The sequence below is a fragment of the Streptomyces nigra genome (assembly GCF_003074055.1).
Lineage (GTDB): Bacteria > Actinomycetota > Actinomycetes > Streptomycetales > Streptomycetaceae > Streptomyces > Streptomyces nigra.
The window spans coordinates 6,099,278-6,120,587 of the sequence record NZ_CP029043.1 but is presented as its reverse complement, the minus strand read 5'-3'; the positions used below and the strand labels follow the sequence as shown (position 1 = coordinate 6,120,587).

Below are 21,310 nucleotides of genomic sequence, written 5' to 3'. Positions count from 1 at the left end.
GTGCAGCGAGCGTAGGAAGCCCGGCGATCGGCTTTGAGTGGCACCGTGTCACGTCTGCGGGCGTGGGGCGTGCCACGGTGTCACCCTGTCGTGGACCCATGTTTCACCGCCGTTTTCGCAGGTCATTGCATGTTTCAACCGTGTTGCGCGTCATGCGCGAGGAGTGCGATGTGCACCGAGGCGGCCTGCTCGAAGTCGTCGAGGTCGACCCCGAGCCGGCTCTGTATCGCCTCCAGGCGGCGGTACAGGGCGGGCCGCGAGACATGGTGGAGCTGCGCGGTACGGGACTTGTTGCGGCCGGTGGCGAGATAGGTGCGCAGGACGGCGAGCAGGTCCTCGTCGGGGCCGCACAGCAGCCCGTCCAGCTCGCGCTCGGCGAACGACTGCACCTGCGGGTCGTCCCGGAGCAGCCGGATCAGCCCGCGCAGATGGACGTCCCGCAGCCGGACGACGGCGGGGAGGTCGAGGACGGCGGAGGAGTCGGCCACGGCGTCCGCCACGTGCTGGGCCTCGCGCAGCCCGGTGGGCACCTCGTCCCATACGGTCCGGGCGTCGGCGGCGGCCACGACGGTCCGGGCGTCCCCCGACTCGGAGCGCACCCGGGCGGCGAAGTTGGCCGCGAGCACCCCGGCGTCCTGGTCCCGGGCGAGGCTGAGCAGTACGGCGGTGGCCCCGTCGGCGAGTTCGGCGACGATCCCGGAGAGGCCCAGCAGCCGCAGGACCCGCTCCAGGCGGGCGGCCTCGGCGTCGCGCACGACGAGCGGGACGAACGTCCGCCGGTTGACGGGCAGTCCGGCGGCCCTCGCCCGGGGCAGCAGCTGCCGGGCCGGGACGACCCCGCTGACCAGGTCGGTCAGCAGGCTCTGCGCGGACTGCTCCTCCCAGCTGTGCGCGGCGGTGCCGCCGAGCATCCGGTGCAGGACGACCGCCTCGGCGGCGCGGTCGGCGAGGAGCCGCCCGGTCGCGGTGTCGCCGCGGTACCCGCACAGCACGAGCCGGCCCCAGCGCTCGCCGCGTCCGCCGAGTTCGGCGCGGATCCAGCCGTCGCCCTCGGTGCCTCCGGCCTGGCGTGCGATGCGCTCCCAGTCGCGCAGCACGTCGTCCACGGCGGACCGCTCCCCCGCGGTGGCGAGGACGCGGTGCGCGAGGTTGGTGACGACGACGGGGCAGGCGCTGTGGGAGGCGATCTCGTCGAGCAGGCTCTGCAGCGGGGCACCGCCGGTGATGAGCGCGGTCAGCGCGGTCCGCACCGACTCCGAGAGGCTGACGGCGGCGAACTTCCGCCGCACCAGCCGGGACTGGACCTCCTCGGTCAGCTCGGCGAACGGGAAGGGGCGGTGCAGGACGACCATGGGCAGCCCGCACCTCTCGGCGGCCCTGCGCATCACGTCGGGTGGGGCGGGGAAGGCGCGGCCGAGGCCCAGGACGAGGGCCGCGGCCTCCGCCCGGTGCAGCGAGCGGACGTACTCGGCCTGCTTCTCCTCGTCCCCGGCGAGCAGCACCCCGGTGGTCAGCACCATCTCGCCACCGCTGAGCATCACACCGACGTCCGGGGCCTCGGCGACGTGCACCCAGCGCACCGGGCGGTCGAGCTGGCCGGCCGCGGCCACCACCTCGGGCTCGCCGGCCAGCACCCGTTCCAGGGTGAGGACCTGACGGACCGACAGGGCGGGCTGGAGGGTCTCCCAGGGCTCCGGGGTGGTGGTCATGGCCGTGTTCCCTCGCTCATGGGTCCGGACGGGGCCCGTCACAGGCTCCGCAGGGCGCTCTCCAGGATCGCGGCGCCCTCCTCGGCCTCGGCCACGGTGAGCGTCAGCGGTGGGGCGACGCGCAGGGCGCTGGTGTCGTGGCCGCCGCCCTTGCCGATGAGCAGACCGCCGTCGCGGGCCGCCTCCAGCACGGCGGACGCGGCCGCCGGGTCGGCCTCGTCGGTGCCGGGCCGGGTGAGCTCGATGCCCAGCATCAGGCCGCGCCCGCGCACCTCCCGTACGTGGGGCACCTGGGCGGCGACGGACCGCAGCCGCTCCCGCAGCAGCCCGCCGACCCGCCGGGCGTTGCCCTGGAGGTCGTGCTCCAGCAGATACGCCAGGTTGGCGAGGCCGGCCGCCATGGTGATCTGGGTGCCGCCGAAGGTGGAGATGCTGTTGGCGTCCAGGCAGTTCATGACCTCGGCGCGGGCGACGACCCCGCCGATGGACATGCCGTTGCCGATGCCCTTGGCGAAGGTCAGGATGTCCGGCGGGCCGGAGCGGGCGTGCGCCTGCCAGCCCCAGAAGTGGTCGCCGGTGCGTCCCCAGCCGGTCTGCACCTCGTCCGCGATCCAGAGGATGCCGCGCTCGGCGAGCACCTCGCGGAAGGCGGCGTACAGGCCGTCGGGTCCGGAGGTGAAGCCGCCGACTCCCTGGACGGGTTCGGCGATCAGCGCGGCGGGCGGGCGGGTGTGCCCGAGGACGTCCTTGAGGTCGGCGACGCAGGCGGTGATGAACTCCTCGTCGTCGAGGTGCGCGAACGGACCGCGGGTGCGCACGCCGCCGTGCACGTAGAGCGTCTGCAGCGGGGAGAGCGAGGTGGGTGACCAGCCGCGGTTGCCGGTGATGCCGACGGCGCTGAAGGAGCGGCCGTGGTAGCTGTTGCGCATCGCCAGGACGGTGTTGCTGCGCCGGTAGGTGGTGGCGAGCAGCAGCGCGGTGTCGTTGGCCTCGGTGCCGGAGGTGGTGAAGAAGACGCGGGCGTCCGGGATGCCGCTCAACTCGGCGATGCGCTCGGCGAGTTCCACCATGGGCCGGTTGAGGTAGAGGGTGGAGGAGTGCAGGATGCGGCCGGCCTGCTCGCTGATCGCCTTGGTGACCTCGGGCAGGGCGTGCGCGGTCATCGTGGTGAGGATGCCGCCGAAGAAGTCGAGGTAGCGGTTGCCGTCGGCGTCCCAGACATGGCGGCCCTCGCCGTGGGTGATCTCCAGCGGCTCCTCGTAGTAGAGGGCGAGCCAGTCGGGCAGGACGGCGTGATGGCGTCCCAGCAGGTCCTTGGTCACGGCTGCACCAGCCCTTCGTAGGCGTCGGGGCGGCGGTCGCGGTAGAACGCCCACTGCTGCCGCACTTCCTCGATGAGATCGAAGTCGAGGTCGCGGACGAGGAGTTCCTCCCCCTTGTCGTCGGCGACCTCGCCGACGAACTGTCCGCGCGGGTCGACGAAGTAGGAGGTCCCGTAGAAGTCGTTGTCGCCGTACTCCTCGACGCCGACGCGGTTGATCGCGGCGACGAAGTACTCGTTGGCGACGGCCGCCGCGGGCTGCTCCAGACGCCAGAGGTAGGAGGAGAGGCCGCGGTGGGTGGCGGACGGGTTGTAGACCAGCTGGGCGCCGTTCAGGCCGAGTTGGCGCCAGCCCTCCGGGAAGTGCCGGTCGTAGCAGATGTAGACGCCGACCTTGCCGACGGCGGTGTCGAATACCGGCCAGCCGAGGTTGCCGGGCTTGAAGTAGTACTTCTCCCAGAAGCCCTTGACCTGGGGGATGTGGTGCTTGCGGTACTTGCCGAGGAAGGTGCCGTCGGCGTCGATCACGGCCGCGGTGTTGTAGTAGAAGCCGGACTGCTCGACCTCGAAGACGGGCACGACGATCACCATGCCGGTCTCGCGGGCGAGGTCCCGCATCCGCCGTACGGTCGGCCCGTCGGGGACCGGCTCGGCCCAGGAGTAGTGCTCCGGCTCCTGGACCTGGCAGAAGTACGGAGCGTTGAAGACCTCCTGGAAGCCGATGATCTTCGCGCCCTGGCGGGCCGCCTCCCGGGCGTGCTCCTCGTGTTTCGCCACCATGGACTCGGTGTCGCCGGTCCAGGTGGCCTGGACCAGAGCGGCACGAACGACGTTGGCCATGAGCTGCTCCTTCGACGGGACGTCAGAGCCTCTACGCCCGTAGAGCGGGCTGTAGAGGCTCGAAAGTAAGCCCCTGGAACAGCCTTGCCAAGACCATCGTCGTTAACCCGCTGACTCCATCTCGTTTCACACTCCTGAGGGTGATGGATGGGGCCGGTGGGAGGGATGTGACGGGCGGGGTCCCGCGCACGATCAGGCCGTGTAACCGGCGACCCTGAGGGCGTGCACCAGGTCCCAGTGCCGTTCGTCGGAGACGCCACGGGCGGCCTCCAGCAGCAGCGGCACGAGTGTGCCGGGGTCGGCGGCCGCGCTGCGGGCGGCCTCCTCCGGGGTGCGGACGCGGACGTACGCGTCGAGCAGGGCCCGCGCCTCCCGGTGCCGTCCCTCGCCGGCCAGGCCGGTCACGGCCCGCCCTATCTCCGGCGCGGGCCGCACCACGCCCTCCCGCAGGATGCGCTCCCCGTCCCCGGTGTGGCCGGCCGCCGCCAGCGCGTCGGCGGCGGCCACGAGGCGCTCGGCGGGCAGGGAGGCCGCCTCCCACAGCAGGGTCGCCCAGTCCGCGGCGAGCCCGGCCTGCCGCATCTCCTCGGCGAGCAGCGGGAAGCGGACGGCGGGCCAGTACGCGATCTCCACGAGCAGGGCGTGCGCCTCGCCGGTGCGCCCGGCGCCGCGCAGCCGCCGCAGTGCCTCGACCGTCGCGAGGACCTCCTCCCGGTCGGCGGCGTCCGGCCGCGCGGTGTCCGGCTGCCCAACTTCGGCCGGGTCGTCGGCGACCCCGGCGAACCGGGCCCCGCGCGGGGATGCCCGCCCGCTGACGACCGGGGCGGGCATCGGTTCCTCGACGACGGGCGGTACGGCGACGGGGCCGGTGTCCTCCTCGACGGCCCCGGCGAACCGGGCTCCGCCCCGGCGGCGTTTACGGGGCTTGGGGGCGGGGGTCTCGGAGGGGACGTCCAGGTGCCGGACCTCACCCGCCCGCCCCGACACCGGCGTTTCCGGTTCCCGGGGGTCCAGGGCCGCCATGCGCAGCCGCAGTTCCTCGCAGCGGGCGCTCGCGCGGGTGTGGTCGTCGCGGGCCCAGGCGAGGTCGAGGCGCAGGGCGTCGGCCTCGGCGCGGGTGGCCGCGCAGGCGAGGGCGTGTTCGAGGGCCGTCCGGCGGTCGGCGGCGTAGCGCTGCTCGCGGAGCATGACGTCGAGGCGGTCCCCGAGGGCGTCGCGTCCGCCGGGGCGGGCGTCGTGGGCGGCGACGGCGGCGGCGTGCAGTGCGCGGGCGTGCTCGGTGTAGGCGGCCGTGTCGACCGTGCCGTAGCGGGCGGCGAGGTCGCTCAGCAGGGACTCCACCACGTCCCAGGGCGGCACCTCGCGTCCGTCGAGGCAGGCGCGCATGCCCTCCGGGTCGCGTTCCCAGAACACCCCGCACCAGCCGCCGCCCTGGTCGAGGCGCGCCAGCAGGCCGTCCAAGTAGTTCGCGAACTCCCGTACCCGAGACGGGAGTTGTTCCACCGACATCGACCGACTCCCCGCCAGACCGGAACACTCCGGTCCGTCAGGCAACACCAGCCGTGTTACGAACGCGCTACGGGGAGTTTTCCGGCGGAACGCAGAGTGCGCTCTCCCTGCCGGAAGGTGACGATCGTCAGGCGGCGGCCTCGGCGCCGGCGCCGTCCTCCTGTGCGCACCGGCCGATCAGCTCGTCCATGGAGAGCCCGAGGGCGGACGCCAGCGCGGCCACGGTGAAGAAGGCGGGGGTGGGGGCGCGTCCCGTCTCGATCTTCCGCAGGGTCTCGGCCGAGACGCCGGCGCGCGCCGCGACCTCCGGCATGCTCCGGCCGCCGCGCGCCTCGCGCAGCAATCGGCCGAGCCGCTCGCCACGTTCGCGCTCTTCGGGGGTCAGGGGGGTGCGCACCATGGCGCCCATTCTAATACCGCTCCCCGCCACCCACTCCGGTCGGGGCCCATTCAAATACCGGTATAGTAATTGGCATGGTGGAACTGAAGACGGACACGTCGATCGAAGCGATGCGGGTGACGGGACAGGTGGTGGGCCGCGCCCTCACCGCGGTGCGCGAGGCCGCCGACGTGGGCGTGTCCCTGCTGGAACTGGACGAGGTGGCCCGCGGGGTGCTGCGCGAGGCGGGCGCGACCTCGCCCTTCCTGGGGTACCGCCCCTCCTTCGCCCCCGTGCCCTTCCCCGCGGTCGTCTGCGCCTCGGTCAACGACGCGATCGTGCACGGCATCCCGGACGGCTACCGGCTGCGCGACGGCGACCTGGTCTCCATCGACTGCGGCGCCCAGCTGGGCGGCTGGGCGGGCGACTCGGCCATCAGCTTCATCGTCGGCACCCCGCGCCCGGCCGACATCCGGCTGATCGAGACGGTGGAGCGGGCGCTGGCGGCGGGCATCGAGGCGGCCGTCGTCGGCAACCGCATCGGCGACATCGCGCACGCCATCGGCTCGGTCTGCCGCTCGGCCGGGTACGGCGTCCCGGACGGCTTCGGCGGGCACGGCATCGGCCGCCGGATGCACGAGGACCCGGGCGTGCCGAACGAGGGCCGGCCGGGCCGGGGCATGCGGCTGCGGCACGGACTGGTCCTCGCCATCGAGCCGATGGTCACCGCGAGCGGCCAGGACGGCTATCACGCGGCCCCCGACGGCTGGACCCTGCGCACGAACGACGGGTCCCGCGCCGCTCACGCGGAGCACACCGTCGCGATCACCGACGACGGCCCGCGCATCCTCACGGCACGCTGACCTCGGCCCCCACCGGCGGGGCACCTCGGGCGCTCCGCCTGAGGTGCCCCGGCCCATCGATCGTGCGAAGGTGTTCTACGAACGCGGCCAGGTGTAACCGGCGCCCGCCGGGGTTACCCGGCAGTCGATCAGCGAGGGCGACCCTGCCCGCGCAGGGACGCCGGATGGGAACGCCCATGACCAGTGGCTTCAGTGGTCCGGACGACTACGACCCCTTCGGAGAATTCCTCGCCCGCTTCTTCGGCGGACCGCGCCCAGGCCCCCGCCAGATCGACATCGGACGGCTGCTCAGCCAGCCGGCCAGGGAGCTGGTGAGGGGCGCCGCCCAGTACGCGGCCGAGCACGGCAGCCGGGACCTGGACACCCAGCACCTGCTGCGGGCCGCCCTGTCCGCCGAGCCGACCCGGAGTCTGCTCAGCCGGGCGGGCGCGGACCCCGACTCCCTCGCCACCGAGATCGACGAGCGCTCGGGCCCCGTCCAGCATCCGCCGGGCGAGACCCCGCCGCCCACGTCGCTCTCCCTCACCCCGGCCGCCAAGCGGGCGCTGCTGGACGCGCACGATCTGGCCCGCACCCGCGGCCACGGCTACATCGGCCCGGAGCACGTCCTCAGCGCGCTCGCCGCGAACCCCGACTCGGCCGCCGGGCACATCCTCAACGAGGCCCGTTTCGCGCCGTCCGGCCGGATGTCCCCCGACTCCCCGGAGGCGGCTCCGCCCCGGCCCGGGCCCGACCAGCGGCCGCGCGTCGACACCGGGACGCCCACCCTCGACAAGTACGGCCGTGATCTGACCGACCTCGCCCGGCAGGGCCGGATCGACCCGGTCATCGGCCGTGACGAGGAGATCGAGCAGACCGTGGAGGTGCTCTCGCGGCGCGGCAAGAACAACCCGGTGCTCATCGGCGACGCCGGTGTCGGCAAGACAGCGATCGTGGAGGGCCTGGCGCAGCGGATCACCGACGGGGACGTCCCGGACGTGCTCAACGGCCGCCGGGTCATCGCCCTGGACCTGACCGGTGTGGTGGCGGGCACCCGCTACCGGGGCGACTTCGAGGAGCGCCTCACCACCATCGTGGACGAGATCCGCGCCAACTCCGACCGGCTGATCGTGTTCATCGACGAGCTGCACACCGTCGTCGGCGCCGGGGGCGGCGGCGAGGGCGGCGCCATGGACGCGGGCAACATCCTCAAGCCCGCACTGGCCCGCGGCGAGCTGCACATCGTCGGCGCCACCACGCTGGAGGAGTACCGCAGGATCGAGAAGGACGCGGCGCTCTCCCGCCGCTTCCAGCCCATCCTCGTGCCCGAGCCCACCACGGCCGACGCCATCGAGATCCTGCGCGGCCTGCGCGACCGCTACGAGGCGCACCACCAGGTCCGCTACAGCGACGAGGCGCTCGTCGCCGCCGTGGAGCTGTCCGACCGGTATCTCACCGACCGCAGACTGCCCGACAAGGCGATCGACCTGATCGACCAGGCCGGCGCCCGGGTCCGGCTCCGCTCGCGGACCAAGGGCACGGACGTACGGGCCATGGAGCGCGAGGTCGAGCAGCTGACCTGGGACAAGGACCAGGCCGTCGCCGACGAGCAGTACGAGCAGGCGACCCATCTGCGGGACCGTATCGTCGAGGTGAAGCAGCGCATCGCGGACGCCGGCGGCGACGCCGAGGTCGACGAGGGCATGCATCTGACGGTCACCCCGGAGAACATCGCCGAGGTCGTGTCCCGGCAGACCGGCATCCCGGTGAGCAGTCTCACCGAGGAGGAGAAGGACCGGCTGCTCGGCCTGGAGGAGCATCTGCACCAGCGGGTGGTCGGCCAGGACGAGGCGGTGCGCGTGGTCTCCGACGCGGTGCTGCGCTCACGGGCCGGACTCGCCAGCCCCGACCGGCCGATCGGCAGCTTCCTGTTCCTCGGCCCGACGGGCGTCGGCAAGACCGAGCTGGCCCGGGCGCTCGCCGAGGCGCTGTTCGGCAGCGAGGACCGCATGGTCCGCCTCGACATGAGCGAGTACCAGGAGCGGCACACCGTCAGCCGGCTGATCGGCGCCCCGCCCGGATACGTCGGGCACGAGGAGGCCGGACAGCTCACCGAGGTGGTGCGGCGGCACCCGTACTCGCTGCTGCTGCTCGACGAGATCGAGAAGGCCCACCCGGACGTCTTCAACATCCTGCTCCAGGTGCTGGACGACGGCCGGCTCACCGACTCGCAGGGCCGCACGGTGGACTTCACCAACGCGGTCATCGTGATGACCAGCAACCTCGGCTCGGAGGCGATCAGCAGGGGCGGCACCGGCATCGGCTTCGGCTCGGGCGACGGGCAGGCCGACGAGGACGCCCGCACCGAGCGCATCCTGCGCCCGCTGCGCCAGCAGTTCCGGCCCGAGTTCCTCAACCGGATCGACGAGATCGTCGTCTTCCGCCAGCTCACCACCGAGCAGCTGAAGAGCATCACCAACCTGATGCTGGACAAGACCCGCCGGATGCTGAACGCCCAGGGCGTCGAGGTCGACTTCACCGACGCGGCCGTGGACTGGCTGTCCGAGCGCGGCTACCAGCCCGAGTACGGCGCCCGCCCGCTGCGCCGCACCATCCAGCGGGAGGTCGACAACCAGCTCTCCCGGCTGCTCCTGGACGGCCGGGTCGGCGAGGGCGGCCGGGTCACCGTGGACGTGGAGGACGGACGGCTCGCCTTCCGTACGGAAGAGCTGCCGCCCGCCCCCGAGTTGTGAGCGTCGCGCCCCGGTGGTGCGTCGCGCCCGGCGTCAGCGCGCCGGACGCACCACCATCGCGGAGCCCCCGCCGCGCCGGACCTTCTCGGCGGCGGCCAGCCACCGGCCGTCCGGCAGCCGCTGTACGCCGGTGGCGGCGCCGATCTCCGGGTTGAGCCGGAAGCCGTGCCCGATCGCCTCCAGACGCGCCCGCAACGGGCTGTCGTACAGGCCCGGTTCGAGTTCGGTGGTGGCCGCGTTGCGCTGGCTGGCGCGCGGCGCGGCGATCGCGTCGACGAGCGGCAGCCCCCGGTCAAGGAAGCCGGTGAGCGTCTGCAGCACGGTGGTGATGATGGTCGCGCCGCCGGGCGATCCGACCGCGACGACCGGCTTTCCGTGCCGGTCCAGGACGATCGTCGGGGACATGGACGACCGGGGCCGCTTGCCCGGGCCGGGCAGGTTCGGGTCGTGGACGGCGGGGCTGGCCGGGGTGAAGGAGAAGTCGGTCAGCTCGTTGTTGAGCAGGAAACCGCGTTTGGGCACCGTGATGCCGCTGCCGCCGGTCTGCTCGATGGTCAGCGTGTAGGAGACGACGTTGCCCCACTGGTCGGCCACGGTGAGATGGGTGGTGCTGTCGCCCTCGTAGGTGGTGGGGGCCGCCGTGCCGCGCGCGTCGCAGGCGGCCGGGTGGCGGGGGTCGCCGGGGGCGACGGGGCTGGTCAGCACCGCGTCGTCCTTGATGAGGCAGGCCCGCGAGTCGGCGTACCGCTGGGACAGCAGCTCCTTCGTCGGTACGTCCTCGAAGGCGGGGTCGCCGACCCAGCGCCCCCGGTCGGCGAAGGCGACCCGGCTGGCCTCGATGAACCGGTGCAGATAGCGGGTGTCGCTCGCCCGGGAGAGGTCGGTGTTCTCCAGGATGTTGAGGGCCTCGCCGACGGTCGTGCCGCCCGAGGAGGACGGCGCCATGGAGTAGACGCCGAGCCCGCGGTAGGTGGCCTTCGACGGCGCCTGCGCCCGGACGCGGTAGCGCGCGAGGTCCTTGGCGGTGAGGTCGCCGGGCCGGGCGTTCCAGCCGGAACGGGCGTCCACAGGCGGTGTGTTCACCGTCCGCACGATGTCCCGCGCGAGGTCGCCGCGGTACAGCTCGCCGACGCCCTTGCGGGCCAGCTCGGCGTAGGTGCGGGCGAGATCGGGGTTCTTGAAGGTGGAGCCGACGACGGGCAGCCGGCCGTTCGGCAGGAACAGCTTCGCGGTGTCCGGGAAGTAGCGGAACCGGGTCTCGTTGGCGGCGGTCTGCGAACGGAACGTCTCGTCGACGGTGAAGCCGTCGCGGGCCAGTCGCTCGGCCGGCTTCAGCACCGTGCCGAGCCGCTCGCTGCCCCAGGCGTCCAGCGCCTTCTGCCAGGTGGCGGCCGTGCCGGGGGTGCCGACACTCAGTCCGCTGCTGACGGCCTCGGCGAAGGGGATCGCGGAGCCGTTCTCCACGAACAGCCCCGAGTCGGCGCTGAGCGGCGCGGTCTCCCGGCCGTCCAGGGTGCGCACGGAACGGGACTTGGCGTCGTAGAGGACGAAGTAGCCGCCTCCGCCGATGCCGGCCGAGTACGGCTCGGTGACACCGAGCGCGGCGGCGGTGGCGACGGCCGCGTCGACCGCGTTGCCGCCCTTGCGCAGGATCTCGATACCGGCGGCGGTGGCGTCCGGGTCGACGCTGGACACCGCTCCCCCGTATCCGGCGGCCACGGGCACCTTCTCCACGGGCCGCGCGGCGCCGCCGCCGGGCGGAGCCGCGGCTCCCACCGACAGCACGGCGGCCGAGACCGCCAGGACCGACAGTTTCCGTGCGACAGGGCGACGCATCCGCACCTCCAGTCAGAACCGTCCGCGCAGCGTAACCGCATCCCCGGGGTCCCGACAGACCGCGTCCGGCACGCTTCACGCGAACGCCATGCGTCGAACACGGGTACGTACCAGGCGCGTCGGCCCGCTACCATGCGCGCCCATGAATGACGACGTGCGCAACATCGTCCTGGGTGTGGTCGCGGCCGGTATCAGCGCCGCGCTCGGCTGGCTGGCCCGCACCTATCTGTGGCGGCGCAAACTCCGCCGCAAGCAGGCGTTCTTCGGGCTGCCCGAGAACGCGGAGTCGCTCCTCGTGGTCAACCGCGGGGCGGGCGGGCCCGAACTGACGGTGATGCGCTACGACGTGTTCGCCCTGCTGGAGCTGGCCGCGCTCATCAAGGACTGCCACGCCCACGCGCAGATCATCCCGCACGACGCGGCACGCCAGGGCTTCGGCGAACGCACCGAGTTCTGCGTCGGTGGGCCCGCCTCCAACCGCCGTATGGCCGCGCATCTGGCCTCGCTGCTGCCGGGGGTGCGGGTGAACACGGACTCCGAACCCGGGCCGGAGCGCGGGTCGTTCCAGATCGGCTCCGAGCGCTACCAGGTGGAGGTCGGCAAGGAGGAGTACGCGCTGCTGGCCCGGCTCACCGTGGGTGAGAGCCAGGGGCCGCGGCCGGTCTTCCTCTTCTGCGGGCAGACCGCGATCACCAACCAGGCGGCCACCCGCTATCTCGCCCGCAATCACGAGCGGTTGTCCCGCAAGCACGGCACGGGCTCGTTCGTGCTGCTGCTGAAGATAGTCAACTCGCAGGCGTACGGCCCGGACGTGGTGGAGCTGGTCGCGGACGTCACCCGGGCCGCGCAGACCGCTCTGCCCGCGCCCGCGCCTGCGCGCGGTAGTCACCGCGCCTCCTGAGGTACGTCACATTCCATTAATCGTTACTGGCACGTAACTTACCGACGGGTTACTTACGGTAAACGGCCGCGGTTACCGTCGGGTCACTTTGCACTGGCACGAGTGAGGAGTGACCCGTGGGAACCCAACGCACCACCCCGCGCACGACCGCCGTGGGCATCGTCGCCGCGACCCTGGTCGCCGGTGGCGTCCTCGGGTCCGCCCCGGCGGCCCAGGCGGCCCCGCACGGCATCCGGTTCGTCGACATCGCCGGCGACGGCGGCGTCACGCTCAAGGCCAACGTCGTCACCCCGTCCGGCGCCCGCGCCGGAGACCGCCACCCGCTGCTCGTCCTGCCCACGAGCTGGGGCCTGCCCCAGGTCCAGTACGCCGCGCAGGCGCAGAAGCTCGCGGACTCGGGCTATGTCGTGGTCAGTTACAACGTGCGCGGCTTCTGGCAGTCCGGCGGCGAGATAGAAGTGGCCGGTCCACCGGACATAGCCGACGCCTCCAAGGTCATCGACTGGGCCCTGGCCAACACCCCGGCCGACCCTCGGCACATCGGCATGGCGGGCGTGTCCTACGGCGCCGGGATCAGCCTGCTCGCCGCCGCGCACGACAAGCGCGTCCGGGCGGTCGCCGCGCTCAGCGGCTGGGCCGATCTGATCGGCTCGATCTATTCGGGGCGCACCCAGCACGTCCAGGCGGGGGCGCTGCTGGACGGCGCGGGCCGGATCACCGGACGCCAGAGCGAGGAACTGAAGAGCATCTTCCGCGACTTCTACGCCTCCGATCTGTCGCGGGAGCAGGATCTGATCGACTGGGGGAAGAAACGTTCAGCCGGGACCTATGTGGACCGCCTGAACGACAGCGGCGCCGCCGTCATGCTGGCCAACGCCTGGGGCGACACCGTCTTCCCGCCCAACCAGTACGCGGACTTCTACGAGAAGCTGACCGGCCCCAAGCGCCTGGAGATGCGCCCCGGCGACCACGCCACCCCCGAGATCACCGGCCTGCTCGGCCTTCCCAACGACGTCTGGAAGGACACCGAGCGCTGGTTCGACCGGTATCTGCGGGGCGAGGACAACGGCATCGACCGCGAGCCGCCCGTCCAGCTCAAGCCCCGGTCGACCGGCGGCTACGAGAGCTACCCGGACTGGAAGTCCGTCGCCGCCACCGAACGCAAGCTCGCCCTCGGCGGCTCGACCACGATCCGGGCGAACGTCGACTCCGGCGCGGACGCCGGCGTCGTGTTCCTCTCCAGCATCCTCGACCAGGTGGCCCATGTGCCCCCGATGGCCTCGATCCCGCTCCTCCCCCGGCGCTGGACGGCCGTCTGGCAGTCCGGGAAGTACCCGGCCGCACAGCACATCCGGGGAACGGCGAAGCTGCACACGACCGTCACCCCGACCGAGGAGAGCGGCACCCTCGTCGCCTATCTGTACGACGTGGGCCCGCTCGGCATCGGCAAGCTGGTCACCAACGCGCCGTACACCTTCCACGGGCGCACGCCCGGGCAGCCGTTCGGACTGGACCTCGAGCTGTACTCCACGGCCTGGGACGTCCCGGCCGGGCACCGGCTGGCCCTCGTCGTCGACACGGTGGACCCGCTCTACATCGAGCACAACCCGTCCGGCGCGCGGCTGACCTTCTCCTCACCGGCGGACGACCCGTCGTACGTGTCGATCCCCCTGCGCGAGCAGTGATCTCCGGCCGGCGCCGGGCGGGTATGGCTCTGTGACTGCTGCCCCCTGCCGCCCCGTGGTCCCGGGGCCGTGGGGGGATCCCCACCCGGCAGCAGCGTCCCTGGTCGCGGACGGGGCCACCTCCATGGCCCTGGGGACGGACGAATCATCGTAGTCGAGGTCGTGGCGGGCGTGGATCGCGGTGGGGGAAAACGCCGTTGGCCACGCCCGCGCCGCCCTCCCGTGCGGGCGGGTCCCCTCCGTACGCGTCGACGTCACGCGGTTCGGTCATCGGATCGCCGGCCATGCCCAGCCCCAGTCCTCTTCAGCTGTGATGCGGTGGCCGCAAACTATCCAGGCCGGAGGGGACTCGACGTACGACACGCACTTTTCGGGCATAAGCCGTATTTACACCGTTCTTATCCGGAAGTGCAGGTCAAAGCCTCACGTCTCGGCCACTTCCCCGTACCACTGCGACAGTTCGGGCACCCCGTTGACCGCCCACTCATGGCCGGCGGCCACGACGTCGAACTCCCGTCCCGAGGCCAGCCGGACCAGTGGCTGGCCGTCCGCCCGGATCATCCAGGAGGCCCCCGGCACCGTCCGCACGAGGACCGTGCCGAGGTACAGTCCGGCGTCGTTGCCCAGCCACGGCAGGACCTCCGGATCGTCTCGCCAGCGGGGCAGCAACTGGTCGAGCGCCTCCAACGACTCGGCGCTGTCGTCGAGTCGCACCCCCGCCCGGAAGGCGAGGGACCGCAACAGCTCGCACTCGGCGAGGAGTTCCGCGATGCCCTCGGGGTCCACGGCTCCGCGTTTCTCCGGCCGGCCGCCCAGAAAAGGGATCTTCATACCTCCAGCGTGTCATTCGCACGGCCGAACGCACCACAGGCGCGCGGACCGTCGATTCCGGGCGAGTTCACGCCGAGTTCAGGCATGGCGCGTTGACGGGTCACTCCGCCCTCCCTACTTTCTCCGTGCGTCCTGAGTCCCAGCAGAACCGGCAGAACCACTCACGAACCACTCGTCCGAAGTCATGTGCGGTCGTCCACCGGCCTGAGCGGCCGGGAACGGGAGGATTCGAAGGTGCGCCTACGTACGTGGAGTTCCGCCGTCGTCCTCGCCCTGGTCACCGTGCTGGTGCCCGGGGTCGCCGCGCAGGCGGCGCCGGCGCGCGCTGCCGGACCTCAGCCGCTGGAACGGCTCTTCGACAACACGGCCGTCAGCGACGACGCGCGGCCCGCCGAGGCCGACTTCGACGGATCGGGCGCCTCGCTCTCCGCGCAGTCCCTGGCCGCCGCGGACTGGACGCCCGGCCGGGCGCTCACCGTGCGGGGGGCCCGGCTGACCTGGCCCGGACGCGGCGGCGCACCCGACAACGTACGGGCCGCCGGGCAGGAGGTGCGGCTGCGCGGGCGGGGCGACGCGCTCGCCTTCCTCGTGGCGGGCACGGCCGGCGCCGACGTCACCGGCACGGGCGCGGTCACCTACGCCGGCGGCACCCGGTCCTCCTTCGCCCTCACCGCCCCCGACTGGCGCACCGGCCCGCTCGGCCCGAAGGCCGTCGCCCTGTCGCACCTCAACACGCCCGGCGGCCCGCTCGCCGAACGGCCCCGGCTGTACGTCGTGACCGTGCCCCTCGCGCCCGGCCGCAAGGTCGTCTCGGTACGGCTGCCGCAGGCCCCGGCGATGCACGTGTTCGCGCTCGCCGTGCGCGCCCCCGCGGCCGGCTGGACGGGCAGCTGGTCGACCGCGACCGGCGGCTACCCGGCCGTCGGGCCCTGGACGGACCGGACGCTGCGGCTCGTGGTGCACACCTCGGCGGGCGGGCCCCGGGTGCGGCTGCGGTTCGACAACACCTTCGCGGGCGGCCCGGTACGGATCGGCGGCGCGACCGTGGCGGTGCAGCGGTCGGGCGCGGAACCGGCGGGCACACCGGTGCGGGTCTCGTTCGGCGGGGCGCGCGGCGTGCGGATCCCGGCGGGCGCCCAGGCGTACAGCGATCCACTGGGCTTCCGGGTGCCCGAGGACGCGAACCTGCTGGTGAGTTTCCATCTGCCCGAGGCCGTCCCGGCGGCGCCCGTGCACCGGCTCGCGCAGCAGCGGTCGTATGTGAGCGAACCCGGGGACCACACGGCGGACGTCTCGGCCGCGGCCTTCCCGACCGTGCTGACCAGCCGGCCGCTGCTGACGGGGGTCGACGTGGCGGGCGGGCCGGGGTCGGTGGTGCTGCTCGGGGACTCCATCACCGACGGCGACCGGTCGACGCCGGACGCCAACCGGCGGTGGCCGGACGTCCTGGCGGACCGGCTGCGGGCCCAGCGCGAGGTGCCGCGCTACGGCGTGCTCAACCAGGGGATCTCCGGGAACCGCGTGGTCACCGACCGGTACCCCGGGGACGGCGTCTCCACCGACACGGCCGGGGTGAGCGCGCTGCACCGCTTCGACCGGGACGTCCTGGCGCAGACGTCGGCGCGGACGGCCGTGGTGTTCGAGGGCATCAACGACGTGCGCTGGCAGGCCACCGCCGAGCAGGTCGTCGCCGGGCTGCGGGCGCTCGCCGACCGGGGACACGCGCACGGGCTGCGGATGCTCGCGGCGACGCTCCTGCCCTGCGAGGGCGAGGCACGCTGCACCCCGGCCGTCGACGCCGAGCGGACCGCGGTCAACGCCTGGATCCGCGAGTCCGGCGTCTTCGACGGGGTGCTCGACTTCGACGCCGTGGCACGCGACCCGGCGCACCCGTCGCGGATCCTCCCGGCCTACGACAGCGGCGACCATCTGCACCCGGGGGACGCGGGGCTCGCCGCGCTGGCGGGGTCGGTGGATCTGCGGTCGCTGGTGCCGTGACCCTCCTGCCGGAGCGCTGCCAGGGCCTTTCGTTTGGATCAGGCCGGGTCCGCGGGCCCTAGACGTCCAGGTCGACCACGACCGGGGCGTGGTCGGAGGCGCCCTTGCCCTTGCGCTCCTCGCGGTCCACGTAGGAGTCCTTGACGGCCTTGGCGAACGGTTCGTTGCCGTACACGAGGTCGATGCGCATACCGCGGTTCTTCGGGAAGCAGAGCTGGCGGTAGTCCCAGTACGTGAACGGGTGGTCGTACTTCAGGGGGCGCGGGACCACGTCGGTCAGGCCGGTCTCGCGCAGGGAGGCGAGGGCGGCGCGCTCGGCCGGGGTGACATGGGTGGAGCCCTCGAAGGCGGCCCGGTCGTAGACGTCGTCGTCGGTCGGCGCCACGTTGTAGTCGCCCATCACCGCGAAGGGGCGGCTGCCGCCCGCGTCCCCGGCGACGGCCGCCTTCAGCGCCTCGAACCACTGGAGCTTGTACGCGTAGTGCGGGTGCTCGACCTCGCGGCCGTTCGGCACGTAGACCGACCAGACGCGGACCGGGCCGCAGGTCGCGGAGATCGCGCGGGGCTCCGTGGAGCCGTCGTAGCCGGGGTCGCCGGGCAGGCCCTTGACGACGTCCTCGATGCCGACGCGGGACAGCACCGCCACGCCGTTCCACCGGCCGGTGGCGTGGACCGCCGCCTCGTAGCCGAGGTCGCGCAGCGCGTCGAAGGGGAACTGCTCCTCGGCGACCTTGGCCTCCTGCAGGCACAGCACATCGGTGCCGCTGCTCTCCAGCCAGGCGAGGAGCCTGGGCAGGCGGGCGGTGATCGAGTTCACGTTCCAGGTCGCGATACGCATGCCTCACAACCTACCGGGCGGGACTGACAGAGCCGTCCCGCCCGGGGTGGGGCTGCCCGGGGTACGGCCTCACACCTCGGCCGAGTCGCCCGCGCCGAGCCGCAGGTGCTCAGCTCCGCCCAGGGCGCCGATCTGCCGGTCGTAGATCGGCCGGGCCAGGTCGGTGAGCAGGGCGTCGTGGATGTCGTACGCGCGCTGCGGCTTCAGTTCGCGGACGTAGTCGATGACCTCGGAGATCTTGTTCCACGGGGCCATGACCGGAAGCATCAGCGTCTCCACCGGGCGGGAGGGGACGGTCAGCGCGTCCCCCGGGTGGAAGACCTTGCCGGCGTCGACGAGGTAGCCGACGTTGGTGATCCGCGGGATGTCCGGGTGGATGACGGCGTGCAGCTCGCCGTGGACCTCGACGTCGAAGCCGGCGGCGGTGAAGGTGTCGCCGTGGCCGACCGTGTGCACCCGGCCCGGGAAGGCCGACGAGAGCTGCTCGGCCACGGACCTCAGCGTCCAGACCTGGGTCGCCGGGTCGGCCTCCAGGGCCGCGCGCAGACGTCCCTCGTCGAAGTGGTCGGGGTGCTCGTGGGTGACGAGGATGGCCTCGGCGCCGGCCGTGGCGTCCGCCTCCGTGAACCCGCCGGGGTCGATGACGAGCGTCCGGCCGAACTTCTCCAGCCGGACGCACGAATGCGACTTCTTCGTGAGCTTCATGGGTCCATCCTGACGCGTGCGGATGGCGGGCGCTCACCCCTCCGGGGTGGTCTCCTCGCGGATGACCTGCTGGGCGACCTTGAAGGCGCTGTTCGCCGCCGGGACACCGCAGTAGACGGCCGTCTGGAGCAGCACCTCCTTGATCTCGGCGGGGGTGAGGCCGTTGCGCAGGGCCGCGCGGGTGTGGGCGGCCAGCTCGTCGAGGTGCCCGCCCGCGACGAGCGCGGTGAGGGTGACGGCGCTGCGGGTGCGCCGGTCGAGGCCGGACCGGTCCCAGACCTCGCCCCAGGCGTACCGGGTGACGAGCTCCTGGAAGTCGCCGGAGAAGTCGTCCGCCTGCGCGAGGGTCCGGTCGACGTGGGCGTCGCCGAGGACCTCGCGCCGGACCTTGATCCCGGCGTCGTACGGGTCGGGGCGGCCCGCTCCCTGCGGCGGGGCGACGGCGGCCGGGGCGATCTCGGCGATGGGCGCGGGCTGCGCGGGCGCCGCCACCGGGGCCGGCCGGACGGGGGCGGCGACCACGGCGAGGTGGCCGGTGGTGGAGTCGTAGGCGGGCTGCTGCCACGCGGTGGAGAAGTGCCGCACCAGCAGGTCGGTGACGGCGGCGGGCTGCTCGACCGGCACGAGGTGGGAGGCGCCGGGGACGACCGCGAGCCGGGCGTCGGGTATCCCGGCGACCAGGGTGCGGGCCTCGGCGGGGCCGGTGACCTGGTCGTCGGAGCCGACGAGGACGAGGGTCGGCACGGTGACGCCGCCGAGCTGGGGCCGTACGTCGAAGGAGGCGAGGGCCTCGCAGGCGGCGATGTAGCAGCCGGGGTCGGTGGTGCGGACCATCTGTACGGCCCACTCGGTGATGGCGGGCTGCGCGGCGGCGAATCCGGAGGTGAACCAGCGGTCCGGCGAGGTGCGGGCGATCGGGTCGAGGCCGTTGGACCGCACGATCACACCGCGCTGCCGGAACTCGTCGGCGGTGCCGAAGCGCGGGGAGGCGGCGATCAGGGCGAGCGACGCGACGCGCTCGGGGTGCCGCAGGGCCAGTTCGATGCCGACGGCGCCGCCGAGCGCGCACCCGGCGTAGCCGAAGCGCTGCACGCCCAGCCCGTCGAGAGTGGCGAGCAGCCGCTCGGTGAGATCGGTGACCGAACCGGCCGGGTGGGCGGGGGCGCCCCCGTGCCCGGGGAGGTCGAACCGGAAGACCCGCCACTGCTGGGTCAGCTCGGGAACCTGCCGGTCCCACATGTGCCAGGTGGTGCCCAGTGAGGGACCCAGGATGAGGACCGGGGCCTCTTCCGGCCCGTCGAAGCGGTATTGCAGGGTGTTCGGGGGTGTCTCACTCACGCCCCAGACCCTCTCACGTATAGGGGCTGCCCCTCTGACGGGGGTTGCGACTGCACAGGTCTCACGGGCACTTGCTCAGGGGAGATCGCACAGGCGGTGGATCACCGTGTCCCGCTCTGCGGGTACCGTCAGGGTATGAGTCATCCCCACCCTGAGCTGAAAGCCGCACCGCCTCTTCCCGAGGGAGGGCTGCGGGTCGTCGCCCTGGGCGGCCTGGGTGAGATCGGCCGCAACATGACCGTCTTCGAGCACGCGGGCAAGCTGCTCGTCGTCGACTGCGGCGTCCTGTTCCCCGAGGAGACCCAGCCCGGCGTGGACGTGATCCTGCCGGACTTCACCTCGATCCGGGACCGTCTGGACGACATCGTCGCCGTGGTCCTCACCCATGGTCACGAGGACCACATCGGCGGTGTGCCGTACCTGCTGCGCGAGCGGCGCGACATCCCCGTCGTCGGCTCGAAGCTGACGCTGGCGTTCCTGGAGGCCAAGCTCAAGGAGCACGGCATCCGGCCGCGCACGGTGCGGGTGCGGGAGGGCGACCGGCGCGGCTTCGGGCCCTTCGACTGCGAGTTCGTGGCGGTCAACCACTCCATCCCCGACAGCCTCGCGGTCGCGATCCGCACTCAGGCCGGGATGGTGCTGCACACGGGCGACTTCAAGATGGACCAGTTCCCTCTCGACGACCGCATCACCGATCTGCGTGCCTTCGCCCGCCTCGGCGAGGAGGGCGTGGACCTGTTCCTCACCGACTCCACCAACGCCGAAGTACCCGGCTTCACCACCTCCGAGCGTGAGCTGAACCCGGCGATCGAGCAGGTGATGCGCACCGCGCCGCGCCGGGTCATCGTCTCCAGCTTCGCCAGCCATGTGCACCGCATCCAGCAGGTCCTGGACGCGGCCCACCAGCACGGCCGCAAGGTGGCCTTCGTCGGCCGGTCCATGGTCCGGAACATGGGCATCGCCCGTGACCTGGGCTATCTGAAGGTTCCGTCCGGTCTGGTGGTGAGCACGAAGGAGCTGGAGAAGCTCCCGGACCACAAGGTCACGCTGGTGTGCACCGGCTCCCAGGGCGAACCGATGGCCGCGCTGTCGCGGATGGCCAACCGCGATCACATGATCCGCATCGGCAAGGGCGACACCGTCCTGCTCGCCAGCTCCCTCATCCCCGGCAACGAGAACGCCATCTACCGGGTGATCAACGGACTCACCCGGTGGGGCGCGCACGTGGTCCACAAGGGCAACGCCAAGGTGCACGTCTCCGCGCACGCCAGCGCCGGCGAACTCGTCTACTGCTACAACATCGTCAAGCCCCGCAACGTCATGCCGGTGCACGGCGAATGGCGCCACCTGCGGGCCAACGGCGACCTCGCCATCCGTACCGGTGTCGACCCCGAGCGGGTCGTCATCGCCGAGGACGGCGTCGTCGTCGACCTCGTCGACGGGCGCGCGTCCATCACCGGCAAGGTGCCCGCCGGCAACGTCTACGTGGACGGCATGGAGGTCGGCGGGGCCACCGAGGCGTCCCTCAAGGACCGCCTCACCCTCGCGGAGGAGGGCGTCGTGACGGTGGTGGCGATCGTCGATGCGGACACCGGCGCCCTCGCCGAGGCCCCCGACTTCCTGGCCCGCGGCTTCGTGCACGACGACAGCACCTTCGAGCCGGTCATCCCCGTCATCGAGAAGACCCTGGCCACCGCGGCCGAGGAAGGCGTCGGGGACGCGCGCCAGCTCGAACAGCTGATCGCCCGTGCCGTGGCGAACTGGGCGTTCCGCACCCACCGCCGCAAGCCGCTCATCATCCCCGTCATCATCGACGCCTGAGCCG

16 protein-coding genes are annotated in these 21,310 nt (G+C 72.6%); 6 read left to right on the top strand and 10 right to left on the bottom strand.

The features are described from left to right. Positions 1-134: 134 nt before the first annotated feature. The 5 genes from DC008_RS28220 to DC008_RS28200 all read right to left on the bottom strand — a co-directional run bounded on the left by DC008_RS28220 (position 135) and on the right by DC008_RS28200 (position 5,779). A complete protein-coding gene (locus tag DC008_RS28220) occupies positions 135-1,709 on the bottom strand; it encodes a PucR family transcriptional regulator (protein ID WP_108709368.1) in 1,575 nt (524 codons plus the stop codon). Positions 1,710-1,747: 38 nt separating this feature from the next. Beyond that, a complete protein-coding gene (locus DC008_RS28215; RefSeq protein WP_108709367.1) occupies positions 1,748-3,031 on the bottom strand; it encodes an aspartate aminotransferase family protein in 1,284 nt (427 codons plus the stop codon). Beyond that, positions 3,028-3,870 (bottom strand): nitrilase-related carbon-nitrogen hydrolase, encoded by an 843-nt coding sequence (locus DC008_RS28210; protein ID WP_108709366.1) that lies wholly within the window; start codon positions 3,868-3,870, stop codon positions 3,028-3,030. The genes DC008_RS28215 and DC008_RS28210 overlap by 4 nt, the downstream gene beginning before the upstream one ends. Before the next feature lie 192 nt (positions 3,871-4,062). Further along, positions 4,063-5,379, bottom strand: a complete 1,317-nt coding sequence (locus tag DC008_RS28205) for a hypothetical protein (RefSeq protein ID WP_208646017.1) — start codon at positions 5,377-5,379, stop codon at positions 4,063-4,065. Positions 5,380-5,506: 127 nt separating this feature from the next. Next, positions 5,507-5,779: a helix-turn-helix domain-containing protein gene (locus tag DC008_RS28200; protein ID WP_108710896.1), complete on the bottom strand. Its 273-nt coding sequence runs from the start codon at positions 5,777-5,779 to the stop codon at positions 5,507-5,509. 74 nt (positions 5,780-5,853) lie between these two features. Here DC008_RS28200 and map point away from each other — a divergent pair, with 74 nt between their 5' ends. Both map and DC008_RS28190 read left to right on the top strand, forming a co-directional pair. Beyond that, on the top strand, positions 5,854-6,621 hold the full coding sequence (gene map, locus DC008_RS28195; RefSeq protein ID WP_108709365.1) for a type I methionyl aminopeptidase: 768 nt from the start codon (positions 5,854-5,856) through the stop codon (positions 6,619-6,621). A gap of 176 nt (positions 6,622-6,797) precedes the next feature. Next, complete coding sequence (locus DC008_RS28190) at positions 6,798-9,353, top strand: ATP-dependent Clp protease ATP-binding subunit (protein ID WP_108709364.1); 2,556 nt, start codon at positions 6,798-6,800, stop codon at positions 9,351-9,353. A gap of 33 nt (positions 9,354-9,386) precedes the next feature. Here DC008_RS28190 and ggt read toward each other — a convergent pair whose 3' ends face one another. Then, positions 9,387-11,189: a gamma-glutamyltransferase gene (gene ggt / locus DC008_RS28185; RefSeq protein ID WP_108709363.1), complete on the bottom strand. Its 1,803-nt coding sequence runs from the start codon at positions 11,187-11,189 to the stop codon at positions 9,387-9,389. Positions 11,190-11,331: 142 nt separating this feature from the next. On the opposite strand from ggt, the gene DC008_RS28180 reads away from it, so the two are divergent. Next, positions 11,332-12,090 (top strand): hypothetical protein, encoded by a 759-nt coding sequence (locus DC008_RS28180; protein WP_181890263.1) that lies wholly within the window; start codon positions 11,332-11,334, stop codon positions 12,088-12,090. Positions 12,091-12,206: 116 nt separating this feature from the next. Continuing rightward, positions 12,207-13,775 (top strand): CocE/NonD family hydrolase, encoded by a 1,569-nt coding sequence (locus tag DC008_RS28175; RefSeq protein ID WP_108709361.1) that lies wholly within the window; start codon positions 12,207-12,209, stop codon positions 13,773-13,775. A gap of 423 nt (positions 13,776-14,198) precedes the next feature. Here the strand turns inward: DC008_RS28175 and DC008_RS28170 are convergent, their stop codons facing one another. Beyond that, on the bottom strand, positions 14,199-14,606 hold the full coding sequence (locus tag DC008_RS28170; protein ID WP_055619402.1) for a DUF6278 family protein: 408 nt from the start codon (positions 14,604-14,606) through the stop codon (positions 14,199-14,201). Between the two features lie 234 nt (positions 14,607-14,840). On the opposite strand from DC008_RS28170, the gene DC008_RS28165 reads away from it, so the two are divergent. Continuing rightward, positions 14,841-16,604: an SGNH/GDSL hydrolase family protein gene (locus tag DC008_RS28165; RefSeq protein ID WP_244221431.1), complete on the top strand. Its 1,764-nt coding sequence runs from the start codon at positions 14,841-14,843 to the stop codon at positions 16,602-16,604. 58 nt (positions 16,605-16,662) lie between these two features. Here DC008_RS28165 and DC008_RS28160 read toward each other — a convergent pair whose 3' ends face one another. The 3 genes from DC008_RS28160 to pcaDC form a co-directional block, all read right to left on the bottom strand. Then, positions 16,663-17,442, bottom strand: coding sequence for an exodeoxyribonuclease III (locus tag DC008_RS28160; RefSeq protein ID WP_108709360.1), 780 nt, complete (start codon positions 17,440-17,442; stop codon positions 16,663-16,665). Between the two features lie 69 nt (positions 17,443-17,511). Beyond that, on the bottom strand, positions 17,512-18,147 hold the full coding sequence (locus DC008_RS28155) for an MBL fold metallo-hydrolase (RefSeq protein ID WP_108709359.1): 636 nt from the start codon (positions 18,145-18,147) through the stop codon (positions 17,512-17,514). A 33-nt stretch (positions 18,148-18,180) separates the two neighbouring features. Next, positions 18,181-19,485, bottom strand: a complete 1,305-nt coding sequence (gene pcaDC, locus DC008_RS28150) for a bifunctional 3-oxoadipate enol-lactonase/4-carboxymuconolactone decarboxylase PcaDC (protein WP_108709358.1) — start codon at positions 19,483-19,485, stop codon at positions 18,181-18,183. A 135-nt stretch (positions 19,486-19,620) separates the two neighbouring features. Here pcaDC and DC008_RS28145 point away from each other — a divergent pair, with 135 nt between their 5' ends. Further along, positions 19,621-21,306 (top strand): ribonuclease J, encoded by a 1,686-nt coding sequence (locus tag DC008_RS28145; RefSeq protein ID WP_108709357.1) that lies wholly within the window; start codon positions 19,621-19,623, stop codon positions 21,304-21,306. The last annotated feature ends 4 nt before the right edge of the window (positions 21,307-21,310 follow it).

What these genes read in the sequence shown, in the direction of transcription:
- map (WP_108709365.1), top strand. Translation starts at nt 5,854, where the DNA reads ATGGTGGAACTGAAGACGGACACGTCGATCGAAGCGATGCGGGTGACG.
- ggt (WP_108709363.1), bottom strand. Translation starts at nt 11,189, where the DNA reads ATGCGTCGCCCTGTCGCACGGAAACTGTCGGTCCTGGCGGTCTCGGCC.
- DC008_RS28160 (WP_108709360.1), bottom strand. Translation starts at nt 17,442, where the DNA reads ATGCGTATCGCGACCTGGAACGTGAACTCGATCACCGCCCGCCTGCCC.
- DC008_RS28190 (WP_108709364.1), top strand. Translation starts at nt 6,798, where the DNA reads ATGACCAGTGGCTTCAGTGGTCCGGACGACTACGACCCCTTCGGAGAA.
- DC008_RS28180 (WP_181890263.1), top strand. Translation starts at nt 11,332, where the DNA reads ATGAATGACGACGTGCGCAACATCGTCCTGGGTGTGGTCGCGGCCGGT.
- DC008_RS28170 (WP_055619402.1), bottom strand. Translation starts at nt 14,606, where the DNA reads ATGAAGATCCCTTTTCTGGGCGGCCGGCCGGAGAAACGCGGAGCCGTG.
- DC008_RS28205 (WP_208646017.1), bottom strand. Translation starts at nt 5,379, where the DNA reads ATGTCGGTGGAACAACTCCCGTCTCGGGTACGGGAGTTCGCGAACTAC.
- DC008_RS28145 (WP_108709357.1), top strand. Translation starts at nt 19,621, where the DNA reads ATGAGTCATCCCCACCCTGAGCTGAAAGCCGCACCGCCTCTTCCCGAG.
- DC008_RS28200 (WP_108710896.1), bottom strand. Translation starts at nt 5,779, where the DNA reads ATGGTGCGCACCCCCCTGACCCCCGAAGAGCGCGAACGTGGCGAGCGG.
- DC008_RS28210 (WP_108709366.1), bottom strand. Translation starts at nt 3,870, where the DNA reads ATGGCCAACGTCGTTCGTGCCGCTCTGGTCCAGGCCACCTGGACCGGC.
- DC008_RS28155 (WP_108709359.1), bottom strand. Translation starts at nt 18,147, where the DNA reads ATGAAGCTCACGAAGAAGTCGCATTCGTGCGTCCGGCTGGAGAAGTTC.
- DC008_RS28220 (WP_108709368.1), bottom strand. Translation starts at nt 1,709, where the DNA reads ATGACCACCACCCCGGAGCCCTGGGAGACCCTCCAGCCCGCCCTGTCG.